The organism is Bradyrhizobium sp. S3.7.6 (assembly GCF_054061875.1).
The window spans coordinates 2,062,903-2,080,142 of sequence record NZ_JBSSEQ010000001.1 but is presented as its reverse complement, the minus strand read 5'-3'; the positions used below and the strand labels follow the sequence as shown (position 1 = coordinate 2,080,142).

At 65.0% G+C, this 17,240-nt stretch carries 19 protein-coding genes; 8 read left to right on the top strand and 11 right to left on the bottom strand.

The genetic code is table 11. The annotated features are described in order from the left end of the window. Positions 1-6 precede the first annotated feature (6 nt). From ACVJ5M_RS09835 to ACVJ5M_RS09815, 5 genes are all read right to left on the bottom strand, one after another. Entirely contained in the window at positions 7-819 is an 813-nt protein-coding gene (locus tag ACVJ5M_RS09835; RefSeq protein WP_063981134.1) for an ABC transporter permease, read from the bottom strand. Positions 820-823: 4 nt separating this feature from the next. Continuing rightward, positions 824-1,738 (bottom strand): ABC transporter permease, encoded by a 915-nt coding sequence (locus ACVJ5M_RS09830; protein ID WP_063981133.1) that lies wholly within the window; start codon positions 1,736-1,738, stop codon positions 824-826. Then, positions 1,735-2,892: an ABC transporter ATP-binding protein gene (locus ACVJ5M_RS09825; RefSeq protein ID WP_063981132.1), complete on the bottom strand. Its 1,158-nt coding sequence runs from the start codon at positions 2,890-2,892 to the stop codon at positions 1,735-1,737. Before ACVJ5M_RS09825 ends, ACVJ5M_RS09830 begins: the two co-directional genes overlap by 4 nt. 75 nt (positions 2,893-2,967) lie before the next feature. Further along, entirely contained in the window at positions 2,968-4,428 is a 1,461-nt protein-coding gene (locus ACVJ5M_RS09820) for a glycerol-3-phosphate dehydrogenase (protein WP_063981131.1), read from the bottom strand. Positions 4,429-4,564: 136 nt separating this feature from the next. After that, positions 4,565-7,243 carry a sensor domain-containing protein gene (locus ACVJ5M_RS09815; RefSeq protein WP_063981130.1) on the bottom strand — a complete coding sequence of 893 codons (2,679 nt, stop codon included), beginning with the start codon at positions 7,241-7,243 and terminating at the stop codon, positions 4,565-4,567. Positions 7,244-7,445: 202 nt separating this feature from the next. Here ACVJ5M_RS09815 and ACVJ5M_RS09810 point away from each other — a divergent pair, with 202 nt between their 5' ends. Next, positions 7,446-8,549 carry an NAD(P)/FAD-dependent oxidoreductase gene (locus tag ACVJ5M_RS09810; protein ID WP_063981129.1) on the top strand — a complete coding sequence of 368 codons (1,104 nt, stop codon included), beginning with the start codon at positions 7,446-7,448 and terminating at the stop codon, positions 8,547-8,549. Between the two features lie 141 nt (positions 8,550-8,690). Here the strand turns inward: ACVJ5M_RS09810 and ACVJ5M_RS09805 are convergent, their stop codons facing one another. Then, positions 8,691-8,873: a YdcH family protein gene (locus ACVJ5M_RS09805; RefSeq protein WP_008131172.1), complete on the bottom strand. Its 183-nt coding sequence runs from the start codon at positions 8,871-8,873 to the stop codon at positions 8,691-8,693. 329 nt (positions 8,874-9,202) lie between these two features. Here ACVJ5M_RS09805 and ACVJ5M_RS09800 point away from each other — a divergent pair, with 329 nt between their 5' ends. The 3 genes from ACVJ5M_RS09800 (at position 9,203) to ACVJ5M_RS09790 (ending at position 10,029) form a co-directional block, all read left to right on the top strand. After that, positions 9,203-9,409 carry a YdcH family protein gene (locus ACVJ5M_RS09800; protein WP_063986093.1) on the top strand — a complete coding sequence of 69 codons (207 nt, stop codon included), beginning with the start codon at positions 9,203-9,205 and terminating at the stop codon, positions 9,407-9,409. Between the two features lie 128 nt (positions 9,410-9,537). Next, entirely contained in the window at positions 9,538-9,756 is a 219-nt protein-coding gene (locus tag ACVJ5M_RS09795) for a hypothetical protein (RefSeq protein ID WP_014492449.1), read from the top strand. Positions 9,757-9,777: 21 nt separating this feature from the next. After that, the gene (locus ACVJ5M_RS09790; protein ID WP_063981128.1) at positions 9,778-10,029 is read left to right on the top strand and encodes a hypothetical protein; all 252 of its coding nucleotides are present in this window, start codon (positions 9,778-9,780) and stop codon (positions 10,027-10,029) included. Between the two features lie 62 nt (positions 10,030-10,091). On the opposite strand, the gene ACVJ5M_RS09785 is transcribed toward ACVJ5M_RS09790, so the two are convergent. After that, positions 10,092-10,805, bottom strand: a complete 714-nt coding sequence (locus ACVJ5M_RS09785) for a GGDEF domain-containing protein (RefSeq protein ID WP_084794966.1) — start codon at positions 10,803-10,805, stop codon at positions 10,092-10,094. 141 nt (positions 10,806-10,946) lie between these two features. On the opposite strand from ACVJ5M_RS09785, the gene purE reads away from it, so the two are divergent. Beyond that, complete coding sequence (gene purE / locus ACVJ5M_RS09780) at positions 10,947-11,435, top strand: 5-(carboxyamino)imidazole ribonucleotide mutase (protein WP_063981126.1); 489 nt, start codon at positions 10,947-10,949, stop codon at positions 11,433-11,435. Next, positions 11,432-12,538 (top strand): 5-(carboxyamino)imidazole ribonucleotide synthase, encoded by a 1,107-nt coding sequence (locus ACVJ5M_RS09775; RefSeq protein WP_063981125.1) that lies wholly within the window; start codon positions 11,432-11,434, stop codon positions 12,536-12,538. The genes purE and ACVJ5M_RS09775 overlap by 4 nt, the downstream gene beginning before the upstream one ends. Positions 12,539-12,574: 36 nt before the next feature. Here the strand turns inward: ACVJ5M_RS09775 and aqpZ are convergent, their stop codons facing one another. Next, positions 12,575-13,297, bottom strand: coding sequence for an aquaporin Z (gene aqpZ / locus ACVJ5M_RS09770; protein WP_063981124.1), 723 nt, complete (start codon positions 13,295-13,297; stop codon positions 12,575-12,577). Between the two features lie 264 nt (positions 13,298-13,561). Here aqpZ and rpsU point away from each other — a divergent pair, with 264 nt between their 5' ends. After that, complete coding sequence (rpsU, locus tag ACVJ5M_RS09765; protein WP_063981123.1) at positions 13,562-13,861, top strand: 30S ribosomal protein S21; 300 nt, start codon at positions 13,562-13,564, stop codon at positions 13,859-13,861. A gap of 144 nt (positions 13,862-14,005) precedes the next feature. Further along, entirely contained in the window at positions 14,006-14,659 is a 654-nt protein-coding gene (locus tag ACVJ5M_RS09760) for a tetratricopeptide repeat protein (RefSeq protein WP_166080021.1), read from the top strand. Between the two features lie 86 nt (positions 14,660-14,745). Here the strand turns inward: ACVJ5M_RS09760 and ACVJ5M_RS09755 are convergent, their stop codons facing one another. The 3 genes from ACVJ5M_RS09755 to ACVJ5M_RS09745 form a co-directional block, all read right to left on the bottom strand. Continuing rightward, positions 14,746-15,705 carry a hypothetical protein gene (locus ACVJ5M_RS09755; protein WP_063981121.1) on the bottom strand — a complete coding sequence of 320 codons (960 nt, stop codon included), beginning with the start codon at positions 15,703-15,705 and terminating at the stop codon, positions 14,746-14,748. A gap of 93 nt (positions 15,706-15,798) precedes the next feature. Further along, complete coding sequence (locus tag ACVJ5M_RS09750; RefSeq protein ID WP_063981120.1) at positions 15,799-16,083, bottom strand: cupin domain-containing protein; 285 nt, start codon at positions 16,081-16,083, stop codon at positions 15,799-15,801. A 13-nt stretch (positions 16,084-16,096) separates the two neighbouring features. Further along, positions 16,097-17,194 (bottom strand): calcium:proton antiporter, encoded by a 1,098-nt coding sequence (locus ACVJ5M_RS09745; RefSeq protein ID WP_063981119.1) that lies wholly within the window; start codon positions 17,192-17,194, stop codon positions 16,097-16,099. Between the last annotated feature and the right edge of the window lie 46 nt (positions 17,195-17,240).

Below are 17,240 nucleotides of genomic sequence, written 5' to 3'. Positions count from 1 at the left end.
CCTCGCCTACAGCGGCGCCGCGCTCTCGCCCTGCGAACTCGAGAGTTTCGAGGCAAGCGAGGCGATGACGATGACCACCGCGATCAGGGCGATCACCAGCGTGCAGATCGCGTTGATCTCGGGCTTCACGCCAAGCCGCACCTCCGAATAGATCCGGATCGGCAGCGTCGCCGAGCCGGGGCCGGTGGTGAAACTCGCGATCACGAGATCATCGAGCGACAGCGTGAAGGCCAGCATCCAGCCCGCCACGATCGCGGGCGCGATCAGCGGCAGCGTCACGGCGACGAACGCGCGAACCGGGTTGCAGCCTAGGTCCATCGCCGCCTCCTCCAGCGAACGGTCGAGCGAGCCGAGGCGGGACTGCACGACCACCGCGACGAAGCACATCGTCAGCGTGGTGTGGGCGATCGTCACCGTCCAGAAGCCGCGCTCGGCGTTGAGCGCGACGAACAGCAGCAATAGCGACAATCCGGTGATCACCTCCGGCATTACCAGCGGCGCGTAGAGCATGCCCGAGAACAGCGTGCGGCCGCGAAAGCGCTCGCCGCGCGACAGCGCAACGGCTGCGAGCGTGCCGAGCAACGTGGCGATGGTCGCGGAGGAGACCGCGACCCGCAGGCTCATCCAGGCCGCCTCGATCATGGCGCGGTCGTTGAAGAACTCGTGGTACCAGCGCAGCGACCAGCCGCCCCACACCGTCACCAGCCGCGAGGCATTGAAGGAGTAGATGACGAGGATGAGGATCGGCAGATAGAGGAATGCCAGGCCGAATGCGAGCGAGGCGATGTTGAAGCGGGACAGGCGGGAGACCTTGCGCATCGCTTCAGCGCCCCTGTTCCAGCTGCCGCTTCTGCAGCCGTTCGTACAGCAGCAGCGGCACCAGCAGCACAACGAGCAGCACGATGGCTGCCGCGGAGGCGACAGGCCAATCCTTGTTGGTGAAGAATTCGAGCCAAAGGGTCTGGCCGATCATCAGCGAATTGGAGCCGGCCAGAAGGTCCGGGATCACGAATTCGCCCACGATGGGGATGAAGCACAGCAGCACGCCCGCCCCGACGCCGGGTAGCGACAGCGGAAAGGTCACGAGCCAGAACACCTGCCAGGGCGGCGCGCCGAGATCAGAGGCCGCCTCCTCCAGCACCGGCTCCATTTTCGCGAGCGTGGCGTAGAGCGGCAGGATCATGAACGGCAGATAGGAATAGACGATGCCGATATACATCGCACTGTCGGTCGAGAGCCACACCACCGGCTGGCTGACCAGATGCAGCGCCAGCAGGATCTGGTTCAGCAGGCCGTCATGCTGGAGGATGTTGATCCAGGCGTAAATGCGGATCAGGAACGAGGTCCAGAACGGCACGATCACCAGCACCATCGCCACCGCCTGCCAGCGCTTCGGCAACCGCGCCATGCCATAGGCGATGGGATAGCCGATCACGAGCAATAGCGCAGTCGCGGTGACGGCGACGGTGAGGCTGCGCACATAGGCGAACACGTAGATGTCGTCTGAGGCGAGCAGCTTGAAATTGTCGATCGACAGCGCGGCGAACGCTGCCTTGAGCGCCTCCCATCCCGCCATCAGGTCGAACACCGGCTCGTAGGGCGGCTGCGCGATCGCCGTCTGCGACAGGCTGATCTTGAGCACGAAGCCGAACGGCACCAGGAAGAACAGCAGCATCCAGACATAGGGCGCGATCGCGGCAAAGCGCGCGGGCCTTGCGAAGATGCGGCGCGAGCTCATGATTGCAGCACCACGCAGTCGTCGGGCGTGAACCAGGCGACGACACGCTGGTTCAGGCTGTAGGCGTCGACGTCGAGGCGCGCGCTGTTGGGGACCGACGCCTGCAAGATTCCGCCGGCATCGAGCTTCACCTTGAAGGTGGTGGTGCCGCCGAGATAGCAGATGTCGGCGACCACGCCGTCCAGGCTGTTGATCGCCGTCTCACGACCGGCCTCGCTCACCGGCCCGCGGCGCGAGAGCTTGACCTTCTCGGGGCGGATCGCGACCGACAATTTTCCCGCGCCGACGCCTTCGCGCGGCTCGGCCACCACCAGCGCACCCGCATCGCGCGTGCCGATGATCAGACGATGGCCGTCGCGCAATTTGGACTCGCCGTCGAACAGATTGATGTCGCCGACGAACTCCGCGATCCATCGCGAGCGCGGCGCCTCGTAAAGCTCGCGGGGGCTCGCGACCTGGGCGAGCTTCCCGGCCCTCATCACGCCGATCCGGCTCGCCATCGTCATGGCTTCCTCCTGATCGTGGGTGACGATGATGAAGGTCATGCCGAGCCGGCGCTGCAGCTCCATCAGCTCGCCCTGCGTGCTCTCGCGCAGCTTCTTGTCCAGCGCCGCGAGGGGCTCGTCGAGCAGCAGAAGCTGCGGCCGGCGCGCCAATGCACGCGCCAGCGCCACGCGCTGACGCTGACCGCCGGAGAGCTGGTCGGGCTTGCGCTTCTCCAGCCCCTCGAGCTTCACCAGCGCAATCATTTCCGCCACGCGCGTGGCGATGTCGGCACGCGCCATGCCGGCCCGCTTCAGGCCGAAGGCGATGTTGTCGCGCACGGAGAGATGCGGAAACAGCGCGTAGTTCTGGAACATCATGTTGATCGGGCGTTCATGCGGCAGCGCCTGCGCGATGTCCCGGCCGCCGAGCAGGATGCGTCCCTCGTCCGGCGCCTCGAACCCGGCGAGCATGCGCAGCAGCGTGGTCTTGCCGCAGCCGCTGGGCCCGAGCAGCGCAAAGAACTCGCCGGCCTTGATCTCGAGCGACACGCCGTCCACGGCCCGGAACGTCCCGAACGTCTTGGCGACGCCCTCAATGCGCAGCAGCGGCTGCCCCGCCGCGGGAAGCGCATCCGCGCCGGCGTCTATCTTGGGCAATTCGTCCGTCATGGTCCCTGCCAACCCCGATTCCGCCGCACGCTAGCGGCCGATCGTCCCTATCTCAACCGGTTCGGAGCGCGTCGTTCACATCACATTCGCCATGAACATGGCCAGCGCGTCACGGTCCGCCGCGGGCATCGTCAGGCCGAGCTTGGAACGCCGCCACAGAATATCCTCGGGAAAGCGGGCCCATTCCCGGGTCATCAGATAGCGCACTTCGGCACCGGTCAGTTCGGGGCCGAAGGCGGGTCCAAGTTCGTCGCGCGTCTTCGCTTCGCCCAGCACGGCCGGCAAGCGCGAGCCATAGGCCGCGACCAGACGCTGAGCCTGCGTCTCCGACAGAAAGCGCCAGCGGTCGCGGGCGAGGTCGACTTCGGTGTCGAAACGATCCCAGGCAAAGTCTCCGCCGGGCAACGCGGCGCCGGCGGTCCAGGGCGGCGACATCGGATAGAACGGCGTCAGCCTCGTCACCGCGCGCTCGGCGCGCAGGCGCGAGGTGGTGACGTCGCCGCCGAACATCGTGATCAGCGGCGCCTTGCGCCGGCGCGCGTGGAACAGCGTCGTCCCGTCGCGCCGCCGCACGGACGCCAGCGTCAGGTTGACGCCGGAGACCGCGCGCACCACGTCGGTGGGCGCGACGCGCTCGCGGAAATAGCGGCTGGCGGCCTCGCAGAGATAGCTGACGTCAGCCCCAGGCATCGCCACGATCGCGGGATCACCGGTGAAATCACGAGTGACCGTGCCGATCAGCGTGAAATCGCGCTCAAGGGGGCTCGCGAAGATCAGCCGCCCATCGCTGTTTTGGAAGACGTAGACGTTATCGGACTCGAACAGCCGCGGCACGATGATCTGGCTCATCTGCATGGCCGCCATGGCAGGCTGCGGCTGGCGCAGCACGGTCTCTGCGACGATCGACGTCCAGCCGCCGGTGGCATTGGCCAGCGCCCGGGCCGTGACCACGCGGCGATGGCCACGATCGACCACCGCGAGGCGCCATGTGTCGGTTCGATCGGCGCGGACACAGCGCGTCCCGGTCCGGATCGCAGCGCCGCGTTCGGCGGCGTCCAGCGCCGTCAGCACCACCAGGCGGGAATCATCGACGACGCAGTCCGAATATTCGAAAGCCGTTCCGAACGGGCGCTTCAGCGCGTTGCCGACCGGATGATGCGTGATGTCGAGGGTGGTCGCGGCAGGCAGGCCGCTCCGACCGGTGAGGCCGTCATAGAGGTATAAGCCGGCACGCAGCAGCCAGGGTGGACGCTCCTCGGAATGGGCCGGGATCACGAAGCGCATCGGCCGGACCAGATGCGGCGCGATGGCAAGCCACGTCCGGCGCTCGGCCAACGCCCGGCGCACCCGCCGAAAACCGCGGCGTTCCAGCACCGACAGATCGCCATGGATCAGCCGTGGCGTCGCGGATGACGCCGCGCCGCCGAGATCGCCCTGCTCCAGCAGAATGACCCGCAGGCCGCGGCCGGCCGCATCGCGGGCGAGGCTGACACCGTTCAGGCCACCGCCGATGATCGCAAGGTCGTAATCCGCCATGAAGCCGTCGAATGGGAGCTAGCGCCCGCCATCACTAGAGCCATTTCCATTCCGATGAAATCGGAACGAGGCTTTGGATTCTTGTTTTGACGCGTTTTCTTTGCGCGAACCGGTATCCGCTTGGCTCGATAACGCTCTAGCCGGTCTTCAGCGCAAGCTCCATGGTCTCGGCGCGGCCGACGAGGCCGGCATATTTGCCGATCGGCAGCGGCTTGCCGAGCAGGTAGCCCTGCACGCCGTCGCAGCCCTCCTTGGCAAGAAAGACGAGCTGATCGAGGGTCTCGACGCCCTCGGCGATGATCGACATTTCGAGGCCGTGGCCGAGATCGATCACGGCGCGGACGATAGCCGCCGATTGCGGGTTGCGGCCGAGATTCATGATGAAGGCGCGGTCGATCTTGATCTTGTCGAACGGGAACGCCTGGAGATAGCTCAGCGAAGAGTAACCGCTGCCGAAATCATCCATGGAGATGCGCACACCGAGCGCCTTCAGCCGGCGCAGCAGTGCAAGACCCCGATCAAAGTCCTCGATCAGCACGCCTTCGGTGATTTCCAGCTCGAGCCGGCCGGGTGCCAGGCCCGTCTCGATCAGGATTGAATGGACCAGCCCGACCACGTCGCCGTGCATGAACTGCGCCGGCGACAAATTGACCGCGACCTGGAGCGGCTTCGGCCAGGACGCCGCCTCGCGGCAGGCCTCGCGCAGGATCCACTCGCCCATCTCGACGATCAGGCCGCTCTCCTCCGCGATCGGGATGAACTCGGCCGGCGAGACCTGGCCGCGCACCGGATGCTGCCAGCGCGCCAGCGCTTCGAAGCCGATAATCTCGCTCTCGGCGACGCTGTGGCGCGCGATGCCCTGCGGCTGGAACGCGAGCGACAATTCGCCGTTCTTGATCGCTTTCGACAGGTCCTGGTGCAGCACGCGGCGGTCGCGGATCTGCTGGTCCATCTCCGGCTGGTAAAGGCCGATCGTGCCGCGCGACTTCTGCTTGGCGCGGAACAGCGCCGCGCCGGCATTGGCCAGCAGCGATGCGCCGTCGGCACCATTATGCGGGAAGATCGACATGCCGGTGGTGACGCCGGCGCGGACCGCCCGGCCGTCGATCTGAAATTCCTGGGCAACGGCCTCGCCGAGTTGCTGCGCCAGCGCAAGGCCCGCCTCCGGCTGCTTGCCGTCGATGATGAGGCCGAACTCGTCGCCGGACAGGCGCGCCACCACGCCGCCGCGCGCGGAATCCTGAAGCCGCTGGGCCACCTCGATCAACAGCTTGTCGCCGAGCGCATGACCGAAGACGTCGTTGACCTCCTTGAGGCCGTCGAGGTCGAGGCAGAGCACGGCGAACTCCTCGCTGGTGCCTTCGCAGGCCTCGATCATCTGGGTCAGCGCCTGGAGGAAGGCGGCGCGGTTCGGCAGATCGGTCAGGCCGTCGTGATAGGCCATGTGCGCCATGCGCGACTCGGTCTGCCGGCGGTCGGTGACGTCTTCGTGGGTCTTGATCAGATATTGCGGCTCGCCGGCATCGCTGAGCACGGTCGCCCGCCGGGTCAGGAACAGCCGCAGGCCGTCCTTGGTGGAGATCGGGTGCTCCTCGGTAATCATCCCGCGCTTCTTGATCGCGGCCTCGTCGCGCGCGATGATCAGCTTGGCTTCCTTGGGATTGAAGATGTCGGAGGCGGTCAGGCCCGTGGCCTCCTCGCGCCGGCGGTTGAGGATGGTCTCCGCGCTGCGATTGGCGAGCAGGTAGCGGCCGTCCTTGACCTGCTCCACGATCAGCGCCACCGGAATGTTGTCGACCACGAGCTCCAGGAACTTCTTCGTGCTCTCCAGCTCCTGCGACAGCGAGCGGCGGTCGGTGATATCCTCGAACACGAGCATCAGGAATTCGGGCTTGTTGCTCTCGTCGCGGACCACGATCCGGATCGAGGCAACCATGCGCCGTTCACCGGCGCGGTCGACCTCGAATTCATTGCGGAACTGGCCGTCCGGCGAATTCAGTGCCGCCTTGTCGGCCGCCTCGATGCTGGCCGTCGAGATGGGCGCGAACAGCTCCCGCGCATTCTTGCCGACGGCGTGGTCGCGCGAGAACCCCCAGAACCGTTCATAGGCGCTGTTGGCGAAGATGTAGCGACCGTCCTCGATGTTCTTCGCGGCGACGCAGGCCGGCACGTGGTCCAGCACGGTTTCCAGGAATTGCTTGGTGGAGGCGAGCTGCCGTGACAGCTTGCGCTGATCGCTGACGTCCAGATGCGTCGCGACCGAGCCGCCGTTCGGCAACACGAAATATTTCACTAGGATGGCGCGGCCATCAGGCAGTTCGGTGATCAGGCCGTTGGGGCTCGCCGCCTTCTCGTAGAACTCATCGTCGGAGACACCGCCGAGGACGTCGCGCTTGCGCCTGAGTTCGAGGATGTCGTAGCCGGTCATCCCGGTCCACAGATCCGAGCGCGCCAGGCCGTAGATCTCGAGATAGCGGTCGTTGCAGAACATGATGCGTCGTTGCGCATCCGTCATCACCACGCCCTGGTTGAGATTGTTCATGGCGGAGGAGACGAAGGCGTTGCGCCGCAGCTGCAAGCGCTTGGTGCGGCGCAGCGAGGAATGGATCCACAGCGCGATGGCGGCCAGGAACGCACAGACGACGATGCCGCCGATCAGCGCTTCCCAGACCAAATTGGGATCGAGCTTGCCTGGTGGCGCGAAGCTGTCCGAGAGCGCAAAGGCGCGCGCAGGCGCGACCGCGCTGCCCAGGCACACGACGGCCTGCACAGCAATCGGAAGCGTGCTGCCCACGTGCCAGTTCTTCTCAGCCATCAGCCACCCGCGCTTTCAACGTCGGATTGTCTGGCTTCACGGGTTTGGATCGGGTAAACGCCTGTACGCGCAACAGAAAAATGTGACGCCAAATACGGCAATTGCCCTGACATGATAAATGCTTCCTTAATGGAAAACGGCCCGGTGCCGTGGTTCTCAGGCCTGATGCCACCGATGCTTTCAATGGATACACTGCACAACCATGGATAGGGTCGACTGCGTCGTCATCGGAGCCGGCGTGGTCGGGCTCGCGGTGGCTCGAAAGCTTGCCCAGGCCGGGCGCGAGGTGATCGTGCTCGAGGAAGCCGAGGCCATCGGCACCATCACCTCCTCGCGCAACAGCGAGGTGATCCATGCCGGGATCTATTACCGCGCCGGCAGCTGGATGGCGCGCATGTGCGTCAGCGGCAAGCATGAGCTGTACCGCTACTGCGGCGAGCGCGGCATCCCGCACAAGAACTGCGGCAAGCTGATCGTCGCGACCAGCGCCAAGGAGACCGAGAAGCTGCAATCGATCAAGGCGCATGCCGAGGCCAATGGCGTGCTCGACATGCAGCTGCTCACGGGCGAAGCCGCACGCGCGCTGGAGCCGGCGCTCGCCTGCGATGCCGCGCTGCTCTCGCCATCGACCGGCATCATCGACAGCCACGCCTACATGCTCTCGCTGCGCGGCGAGGCCGAGGCGGCCGGCGCGGCCTTTGCGTTTCACACCCCGCTGATCCGCGCCAAGGCAGCCGGCGATGTGATCGAGATCGAGGCCGGCGGCGAAGCGCCGATGACGCTGCAATGCGGCCTGCTCGTCAACGCCGCCGGGCTCTCGGCGACAACGGTCGCACGCCATATCGACGGCATGCCGATCGACCGGATTCCGCCGGCCTATCTCGCCAAGGGAAACTATTTCAGCTGCAACGCCAGAGCACCATTCTCGCACCTGATCTATCCGGTGCCCGAGCCAGGCGGGCTCGGCGTGCATCTGACGCTGGACATGGCCGGGCAGGCACGCTTCGGCCCCGACGTGGAGTGGATCGAGACGATCAATTACGAGGTCGATCCGTCACGCGCCGAACGCTTCTATCCGGCGATCCGGAGATACTGGCCGACGCTGCCCGACGGCGCGCTGATGCCGAGCTATTCAGGCATTCGCCCGAAGATCGTGCCGCCGGCGGTGGCCACGCAGGATTTTCTGATGCAGGGCCCGCGCGATCACGGCGTCGAAGGCCTGATCAACCTGTTCGGCATCGAATCGCCGGGACTGACGTCGTCGCTCGCGATCGCGGATCACGTCGCTGAGCTCGCAGGCATCTAGGGGATTTTCCATCGGAGCGGAAAGGCTCCAAGCGCCGCGCAAATAACTTTGCACGCTGCGCACCTTCATGCAGGGATGAGCGCAACAGCTCTCACCCCTGCATGAAAGGGTAAGTTCAACTCTACACTGTTACAGGGGTTACTAGTGGAGCGTGTCGCCGGTGTGCTTCAAACGCTCGATCTGGTCCTTGACCATCAACTTCCGTCGCTTCAACTCAACAATTTGCAGGTCGTCTGTTGAAAGGTGCACGAGAGCTTCGTGCAATTCGTTTTCGAGCGTTTTGTGCTTCCGTTCCAATTCAACCAGATGTGCCTGAATTGTCATTCGAAACCTCCTCGGTAGGGGGAAACCTTGGATTCGATCCGGACAAACAAGTGTACATCACCGATTCGTTCTGTCGATATGTATCCGTCGTCGCAGCGTCATTTTTGAAAATTCATATGTAACGAATCGTGAGTAAGGAACCACGCTGGAAAAATCCATGATATCAACGTGCTTGCGCAACGCCGCAACGAATCGTCGAAATATCTTGCGAGAGTTCGGTGAGCGGCGGCCCGAGATCGCTTGCGATCACGGCGCGCAAGGACGATAATTTCCACAGGGCATCCACAGCCTTGAATCTCACGCCCATCGGGTTTTCGGCCACCGCGAACATGACCAATGAAGACGAGCGTGAGCTCGAAGCCGAGCTCACCCGGTTGCAGCAAGAACACCGAGATCTCGACGCCGCGATCGATGCGATGCATCAATCGCCTGCCCCCGACCTGTTGCGGTTACAACGGTTGAAGAAGCGCAAGCTGTTGTTGCGCGACCGTATCGCGTTCATCGAAGACCAGATCACGCCGGACATCATCGCCTGAACCGCGAGGCCCTTTTTCGTGGCAGCACGCCGCATCCGAATCCGCTTGAATCGAAAAGAACAAAATAGGAACATTTGGACATCCCAACGCCCCAGGAAACGCCCAGGAAACCCCCGAGGACAACGCAGATGTCGGCAACCGCCCTTCTCGACAACAGCCATTATGAACAGGCCTGCGACCAGGCGATCGCGATGTGCGACGGCAATCTGCGTAGCACCATCAAGGCGCTGATCATGGCCAACGAATATCTGGAAGCAGAGCTGGAAGAATTACAGGCGGCGATTTCAGCCGGCTGCATTCCCGAGACCGCACGCAGCAAGGTGCGGAGCAACAGCAGCGCCGCCTGAGTTCAACATCGGAGCAACGCCATGTCGGATGTGACCTACTACGTTGCAATGCCCTTCCTGATCGATGCCGACGGATCGCCTGTCGCGGGCGCCGCGGAGGAATGCCAGAGCTCGGCGGCCGCGTTGCGGCGCGCCGAGATCCTGGCGCACGGTGCCGGCCATATCGGCGCGGTTGCGTTCAGCCGCAGCGGCGATCCCATGACCGGCGAATTCGGCGACGCCACGCTGCTGCGTAAATTCGGCAACGTGCCGGAAGATCTGGCCACGCTGTAAGGGTTGTTGCTTGAGCATGATCTCCGCGCAACGCGGTCCGCATTTGTCGCGAAGATCGTGCCCTAGTTGCTGACCAGCCTGATCAGCGGCTCGTGCCGCCGGTGCGCCTTGCGCACATACATGGCGGCATCAGCCTCCTCCAGCGCGCGGCCTGCATCGGACTGCGCCCCCAGCAGCGCGACACCTGCGGAGGCGCCCGCGGTCACGCGCTGACCGCGAAAGGCAAACGACAATTCGTCGATCGCCTGCTCGAAGGCCGCTGCCTTCGCCTTGGCGTCGGTCTCGCTGAGATTCCAGAGCAGCAACGCAAACTCGTCGCCACCAAGCCGGCCGACCACGTCCGAGGCGCGGACCTGCCGCGTCAGGGTGGCCGCAATCGCCTTGAGCACCTCGTCTCCGGCGGCATGGCCGAAGGAATCGTTGATGGGCTTCAGGCGATCGACGTCGAGGACGATCAGCGCGCCGCTGGCGCGGTAGCGCTTCATGTAGGCGATGGCGCGCGCGAGCTCGCGCTCGAAGCCGCGCCGGTTCGGAATCTCGAGCAGGAAATCGGTGTCGGCCGCAGCTTCCAGTTCCGCGACCCGGCGTTCCGCCTCCTTGAGCTTGCCCCGCAAGCCGCGGATGGTCGCCCTGAGGTCGTCGGCGGCCGACGCTCCGCGCCGCGCCGGCTTGGCCGAGCGCTTCGCCAGTCGCCTGGGGGCGGCTTTGGAGCGGCTGGCGCTGGTCTTTCGGCCCTTTTTGGCCTTCGCAGCGCTCGCCCTTTTTGGTTTCTTCATGGGCATCCTGCTCAATGAAGGCTTGCGGGGATTCACCAAGACAGGATAGTGCATTCCCTTCTCCTTGCCACCGCCTTGCGAGCCACCGGCCGGAACCGTTAATCTGGCCTATCTTTCTGTTTTCCGAGCACAATTGACGTCATGACCGCGCCGATCGCCATCATCATGGGAAGCCAGTCGGACTGGGATACGATGCGGCATGCCGCCGACACGCTCGCAGCGCTCGGCGTTGCCGCCGATACCCGCATCGTTTCGGCACACCGCACCCCCGACCGGCTGTTTGCATTCGCCAAGGGCGCCAAGGCGGCGGGCTACAAGGTCATTATCGCCGGCGCGGGCGGCGCTGCGCATCTGCCCGGCATGGCGGCGGCGCTGACGGAACTGCCCGTGTTCGGCGTTCCCGTCGAATCCAGGACGCTCAAGGGCATCGATTCGCTCTATTCGATCGTGCAGATGCCCGCGGGCATCCCGGTCGGCACCCTCGCCATCGGCAAGGCCGGCGCGATCAACGCGGCGCTGCTTGCGGCTTCAGTGCTCGCATTGTCCGATCCGGCCCTGGCCGACCGTCTCGCCGCCTGGCGCAAGGCACAGACCGAGGCGGTTGCGGAGCGCCCGGAGGACAAGGCGTGACTGACGCAAAGCAGGTGAAGCTGAAGCCCGGCGACACCATCGGAATCCTCGGCGGCGGACAATTGGGGCGGATGCTCGCCATGGCTGCGGCGCGGCTCGGCCTGCGCTGCCAGGTATTCTCGCCCGATCCGGACTCGCCCGCCTTCGACGTCGTGCTGAACGCGACCTGCGCCGAATATGCCGACGTCGAAGCGCTCGAGCTGTTCGCCAACGACGTCGACGTCATCACCTACGAATTCGAGAACGTGCCGTCTGCCGCCGCGATGGTGCTGGACGCGCGCCGCCCGGTGCTGCCCAACCGCAAGATCCTCGAGACCACCCAGGACCGGCTCGCCGAGAAGGATTTCGTGACGCGGCTCGGCATCGGCACCGCAGCCTATGCCGACGTCACCTCGGTCTCCTCGCTGCGCGAGGCGATCGTCCGGATCGGCCTCCCTGCGGTGCTGAAAACCCGCCGCTTCGGCTACGACGGCAAGGGCCAGGCCATCATCCGCGAGGGCGACGACATCGCCAAGGTGTGGACCAGCCTCGCCACCAAATCGGCGATCCTCGAAGCCTTCATCCCGTACGAGCGCGAAATCTCCGTGATTGCGGCGCGCTCGGCGACCGGCCAGGTCGAGTGCTTCGACGTCACCGAGAACGAGCACCGCGACCACATTCTGAAGATATCCCGCGCCCCCGCACAGATTCCGGATGCGCTCGCGGAAGAAGCGCGCAGCATCGCCGGCAAGATCGCCGGGGCGCTCGATTATGTCGGCGTGCTCGCGGTCGAGATGTTCGTGCTCGCCAACGGCACCGGGCCGAAGGTGCTGGTCAACGAGATCGCTCCGCGCGTGCACAATTCCGGACACTGGACGCTCGACGGCGCCTCAGTCTCGCAGTTCGAGCAGCACATCCGCGCCATTGCCGGCTGGCCGCTCGGCAAGGCCGTGCGCCACGGCGAAATCGTCACCATGACCAATCTGATCGGCGACGAGATCAACGATTACGAGAAGTGGCTGAGCGTGCCGGGCGTGACCGTGCACATCTACGGCAAGGGCGCGCCGCGCCCCGGCCGCAAGATGGGCCACGTCACCGAAGTCAGGCCGACGAAGGGCAAGTAGCGGGACCGCGGCGCGTGCCGCGATCCCGCCTTTCGATCAGGCCGTCTTCACGCCCGCGACGACGCCAGAGGGCTCCTCGCTGAGCCAGCGATAGAGCACCCCGCCCAGCGCGCCGCCGATCAGCGGAGCGACCCAGAACAGCCAGAGCTGCGACAGCGCCCAGCCGCCGACGAACAGTGCGGGCCCGGTGCTGCGCGCCGGGTTCACCGACGTGTTGGTGACGGGGATGCTGACGAGATGGATCATCACCAGCGCGAGCCCGATCGCGAGCGGAGCGAAGCCCGCGGGCGCGCGGCCATGGGTGGCGCCCATGATGACGAACAGGAACATCATGGTCATCACCACCTCGGTGACGAAGCAGGCGATCAGGCTGTACTGGCCGGGCGAATGCGCGTCGTAGCCGTTCGACGCAAAACCCTTGCTGACGTCGAATCCGGGAGCACCGCTGGCGATTATGTAAAGCAGCTGGGCGGCGACGATCGCGCCGCAGACCTGTGCGATCACGTAAGGCAGGATCTGTCCCGCCGGGAAGCGTCCTCCGGCGGCAAGCCCGACGGTGACGGCCGGGTTGAGGTGGCAGCCCGAGATGTGCCCGATTGCATAGGCCATGGTGACGACGCTTAAGCCGAACGCCAGGGACACGCCGACCAGGCCGATTCCGACCTGCGGAAAGCCGGCGGCGATCACCGCGCTGCCGCAGCCTGCGAATGTGAGCCAGAATGTGCCGATCGCCTCGGCAGCGTATTTCTTCATATCCATGTGACGTCTCCCCTAATTCCAGGAATTTCCGGAGCAAAGCTCCGGGAACTGCCCCACCCTTGGCGCCGAATCACCCAAATCGGGGCCGTACGGAGGTATTTTCGCCTTATTTAATGGCTGAACTTGGCCCGAAAATCTGCTTGGCAGGTGGACATCGCGGGTTTTGTCTGATACATCCGCGCCCTCAAGGTTAAGGGCTTGTGCGTTTCGCCATCCCCTTTGACTTACCAGAATTCAAATCCGATCCACTGAAGAGGATGCCGCGTGCAGGTTCTCGTTCGCGATAACAATGTCGATCAAGCCCTCAAGGCGCTGAAGAAGAAGATGCAGCGTGAGGGAATTTTCCGCGAGATGAAGCTCCGCGGTCATTACGAGAAGCCCTCCGAGAAGAAGGCCCGTGAAAAGGCCGAGGCCGTGCGCCGCGCGCGCAAGCTGGCCCGCAAGAAGCTGCAGCGCGAAGGCCTGCTGCCGATGAAGCCGAAGCCGGTGTTCGGCGCCGGTCCCGGTGGTGATCGTGGCGGCCGTAGCAGCGGCCCGGGTGCGGGTCCGCGCGGACCGCGCTGATTCCGCCTGACTTGCAAGACTTCAGTTTTCCAAGACTTCAGTTTTCGATGACGCGGGCCCTTGGCCCGCGTTATTGTTTTGTGAGCGGTGCCTTCTCTGGGACGGGGGCACTACCGATGCGGCACCAGCGCGAGCGAACCGTAGATGGCCTCCCCTTTCCCCGAACGCCGCTTGGCGCGGCTACGCCAGATCTGGCGACAGCCGTTCGCGCTCGGCTTGATGGGGATCGTGCTGTGCGGCTGCTCCTTCGATCTCGGCTCCATGATGCCCGAGAAGGAGAAGCCGCAGGAGGCGCCCAAGGCGGCTGCGACGGCCGCCGACAGCGCGGTCAGCGCCGGCAATGTCAGCGAGGCCCAGGCTCACACCGCAAAAGGCCAGACCCTGGCAAAGGCGGGGGAGACGGCTGGCGCGCTGGACGAGTTCAACCGGGCCGTCGCGCTCGATCCCTATAACGCGCAGGCACTTTATGGTCGCGCCCTGATCTATCAGGGCAACAACGAGCATAATTTCGCCATCGCCGATTTCAGCGCCGCCAACGGGCTCAATCCGCAAAAGGTCGAGCCGTTGCTCGGCCGCGCCATCAGCTATCTCGCCCTCGGCAAGGTCAAGGAAGCGGCGGCCGATCTCGATGAGGCCTCTGAGGTCGATCCGCACAACGCGCAGGTGTGGACCACGCGCGGACAGGCCTATGAGCGGCTGGGTGACAAGGCCAAGGCGGCCACATCCTACAACAAGGCGGTCGCGCTACGTCCACGCGACGATACCGCCCGCAGCGGTCTCGCCCGCGTCGGCGGCTGACAGCGCGGCTAGAGCTGCTCGTTTTGACGCGTTTTCTTCACGCGAAGCGGTGTCCACGTCGCTCGAAGACGCTCTCAGCCACCGCCTTAATCGGGGGTGGCGCTCTTCGGCAGGACGGAGTGGAACATCGACTTCATGCCCGACAGCATCTCGTCGGCGACATTGGTCTTCTTCGGCCGCGGCATGGTCGCGCCGGCATCGGCACGCAGGTCGAGTGGCGGCGCGATCACCGGCACCGGAATGTCGGCCGGCGGCGTCATCCGGTTCGGATCGTCGTTGCCGATCGAGGCGGTGTAGGGCGGATTGACCGGCGACGCGCCGCCATTGCCATAGGCTTCGGACGAAGGCGTCGACACCGTGATCGGCGGCGGCAGCGGACGGAGCGCGGACGGCTCAGCAGGAATGACGCGCGGGGCTTCCGGGGTGCGGGAGGCTTCCCGAACCGCAGGCTCCGGCGATCTCTCGACCGACTTGGTTTCAGCCGGCCGGGCTTCGGAAGGCTTGCTCTCGGAAGACTTGGTTTCGGAAGATCTGGCCTCGGCGGCCTTGCCCTCAGGCGACTTGCGCAGGCGCTCGATCGCGGCGCGCGCGAGATCGTTGGCGTCGGGCGTCGCAGCCGGGGACGCCGGTGCCGAATTGGCCTCGACCACCGGGGTGGTGGCGGGAGCCGTGACAGCCGGAGCGGACTTGGCGGCCGCCTTCTCACGCGCCGGGTTGCGGCCGCGCGGGCCGGCCTCGGCGGGAGCAACGTCCGCGGCCTTGGTCTCGGCCGGGTGTTCGCCGGATTTGTCGGCCGGCTTCTCGGCCGCCGCCTTGTCGGTCACGCTCTTCTCGGAGACGCCTTTGGCCTTGACGCCGGGCGCCGGGAGGTTGGCCACATCGGAGGGCTTGCCGCTCTTGCCGGCATCGGCAGGCGCTACCACGGCCGCGGGGGCATCGGCCGCCGGCTTGGCGTTGATGTAGTGGTTAACGATGTACGCCCCGATGATCGTCGCGAGCACCGAGGGGAGAATATCCATCGAGATTTTAGCGAGGTATTTCAGCATTTCTCGGCCACTCCCCGCGCGATCAGATGCGGGAACTTTGGGGCATTGTAAGGGATCAACTGCGACGGATCGATGGCAAAGGGTTCGCCCGCCTTACGGCTTCAGCTCGATCTCAAGGAACACGATCTCGGTTGAGGTTTCGTTAAGTACGTCGTGTTGGACGCCGGCCTTGCGAAAGTAAGATTTTCCGGCCGCGAGCTGCGCCTTGGAACGCTCGCCGCCGGGCGCCACGATGGTCATCTCGCCGGCGACGACGGGAACAATGACATAGTCCATGCCGTGGGTGTGATGCCCGGTCGCGCTGCCCGGGTCGAGCCGCCACTCGGTCACCCGGACCTGCTCGTTGTCGATCTGAACCTCGGATTTGGCGGCAAGCATCGGGAATTTCCTTCTACGGCACGAAAACCATGAACACGTAGACGGCAAATACCACCATATGGACCAGCCCGAACAGGACATTGGTCCTGCCGGTGCCGAAGGTCAGCATGCTCAACAAGAATGTCAGGAACAGGAGTGCGGTGTTCGCCGGGTTCAGGCCCAGCACGAGCGGCTGGTCGAGCAGGTAGGTGGCGATCCCGACCGCCGGAATGGTCAGGCCGATGGTTGCGAGCGAGGACCCGAGCGCCAGGTTGATGCTCTTCTGGAGGTCGTTCTTGCGCGCCGCCGCAATCGCCGAGACACCCTCCGGCATCAGGATCAGGAGGGCGACGAGGAGGCCCGCGAACGCCGGCGGGGCGCCGATCTGAACGGCGACCGCGTCCACCACCAGCGAGAACTTCTTGGCGAGGAGGACGACCGCCAGCAGCGAGATCAGCAGCAGCACGATGCTGAGCACCAGCATTCTGCCCGACAAATGCGCCTCCCCGCCCTCGCCGTCCGCCCTCTCGTGGACGAAGTAGTCCTTGTGCAGGACGGTCTGGGTGTAGAGGAACACGCCGTAGAGCACGATCGTTGCGAGATCGACGAAGCCGAGCTGGAGCGTCGAATAGATCGGGCCCGGCGTCGTCAGCGTGTAGTTGGGCATGATCAGGGTGATGGTTGCCATCGCAATCAGCACGCTGAGATAGACGTTGGCGCCCGAGACCTGAAAGCCCTGCTCGCGATAGCGCATGCCGCCGATGAAGACGCAGAGGCCGACCAGGCCGTTGCAGACGATCATCACGACCGCGAACACGGTGTCGCGGGCGAGCTCCGGGGCCGGCTTGTCGCCCAGCATGATCGTGGTGATCAGTGCGACCTCGATGATGGTCACCGCCAGCGTCAGCAGCAGCGTGCCATAGGGCTCGCCGATGCGCTCGGCGATCACCTCGGAATGATGAACGGCCGCGAAGACGGTGCCGAACAGGATCACCAGGAGCACGATCGCGAACAGGGCTCCGCCCGCCGTCAGCGTAAAGCTGTAGCCGGTCGCGGTCACGATCAGGAACAGCAGCACCGCCAGAGCGGGGAAGATCCAGGACGACCGCGGCATCGGTCCGTGTGCGCTCATGCGGGCGATTCCTTCCAATGGGAGACCGATTATGCGCGAGAAGATC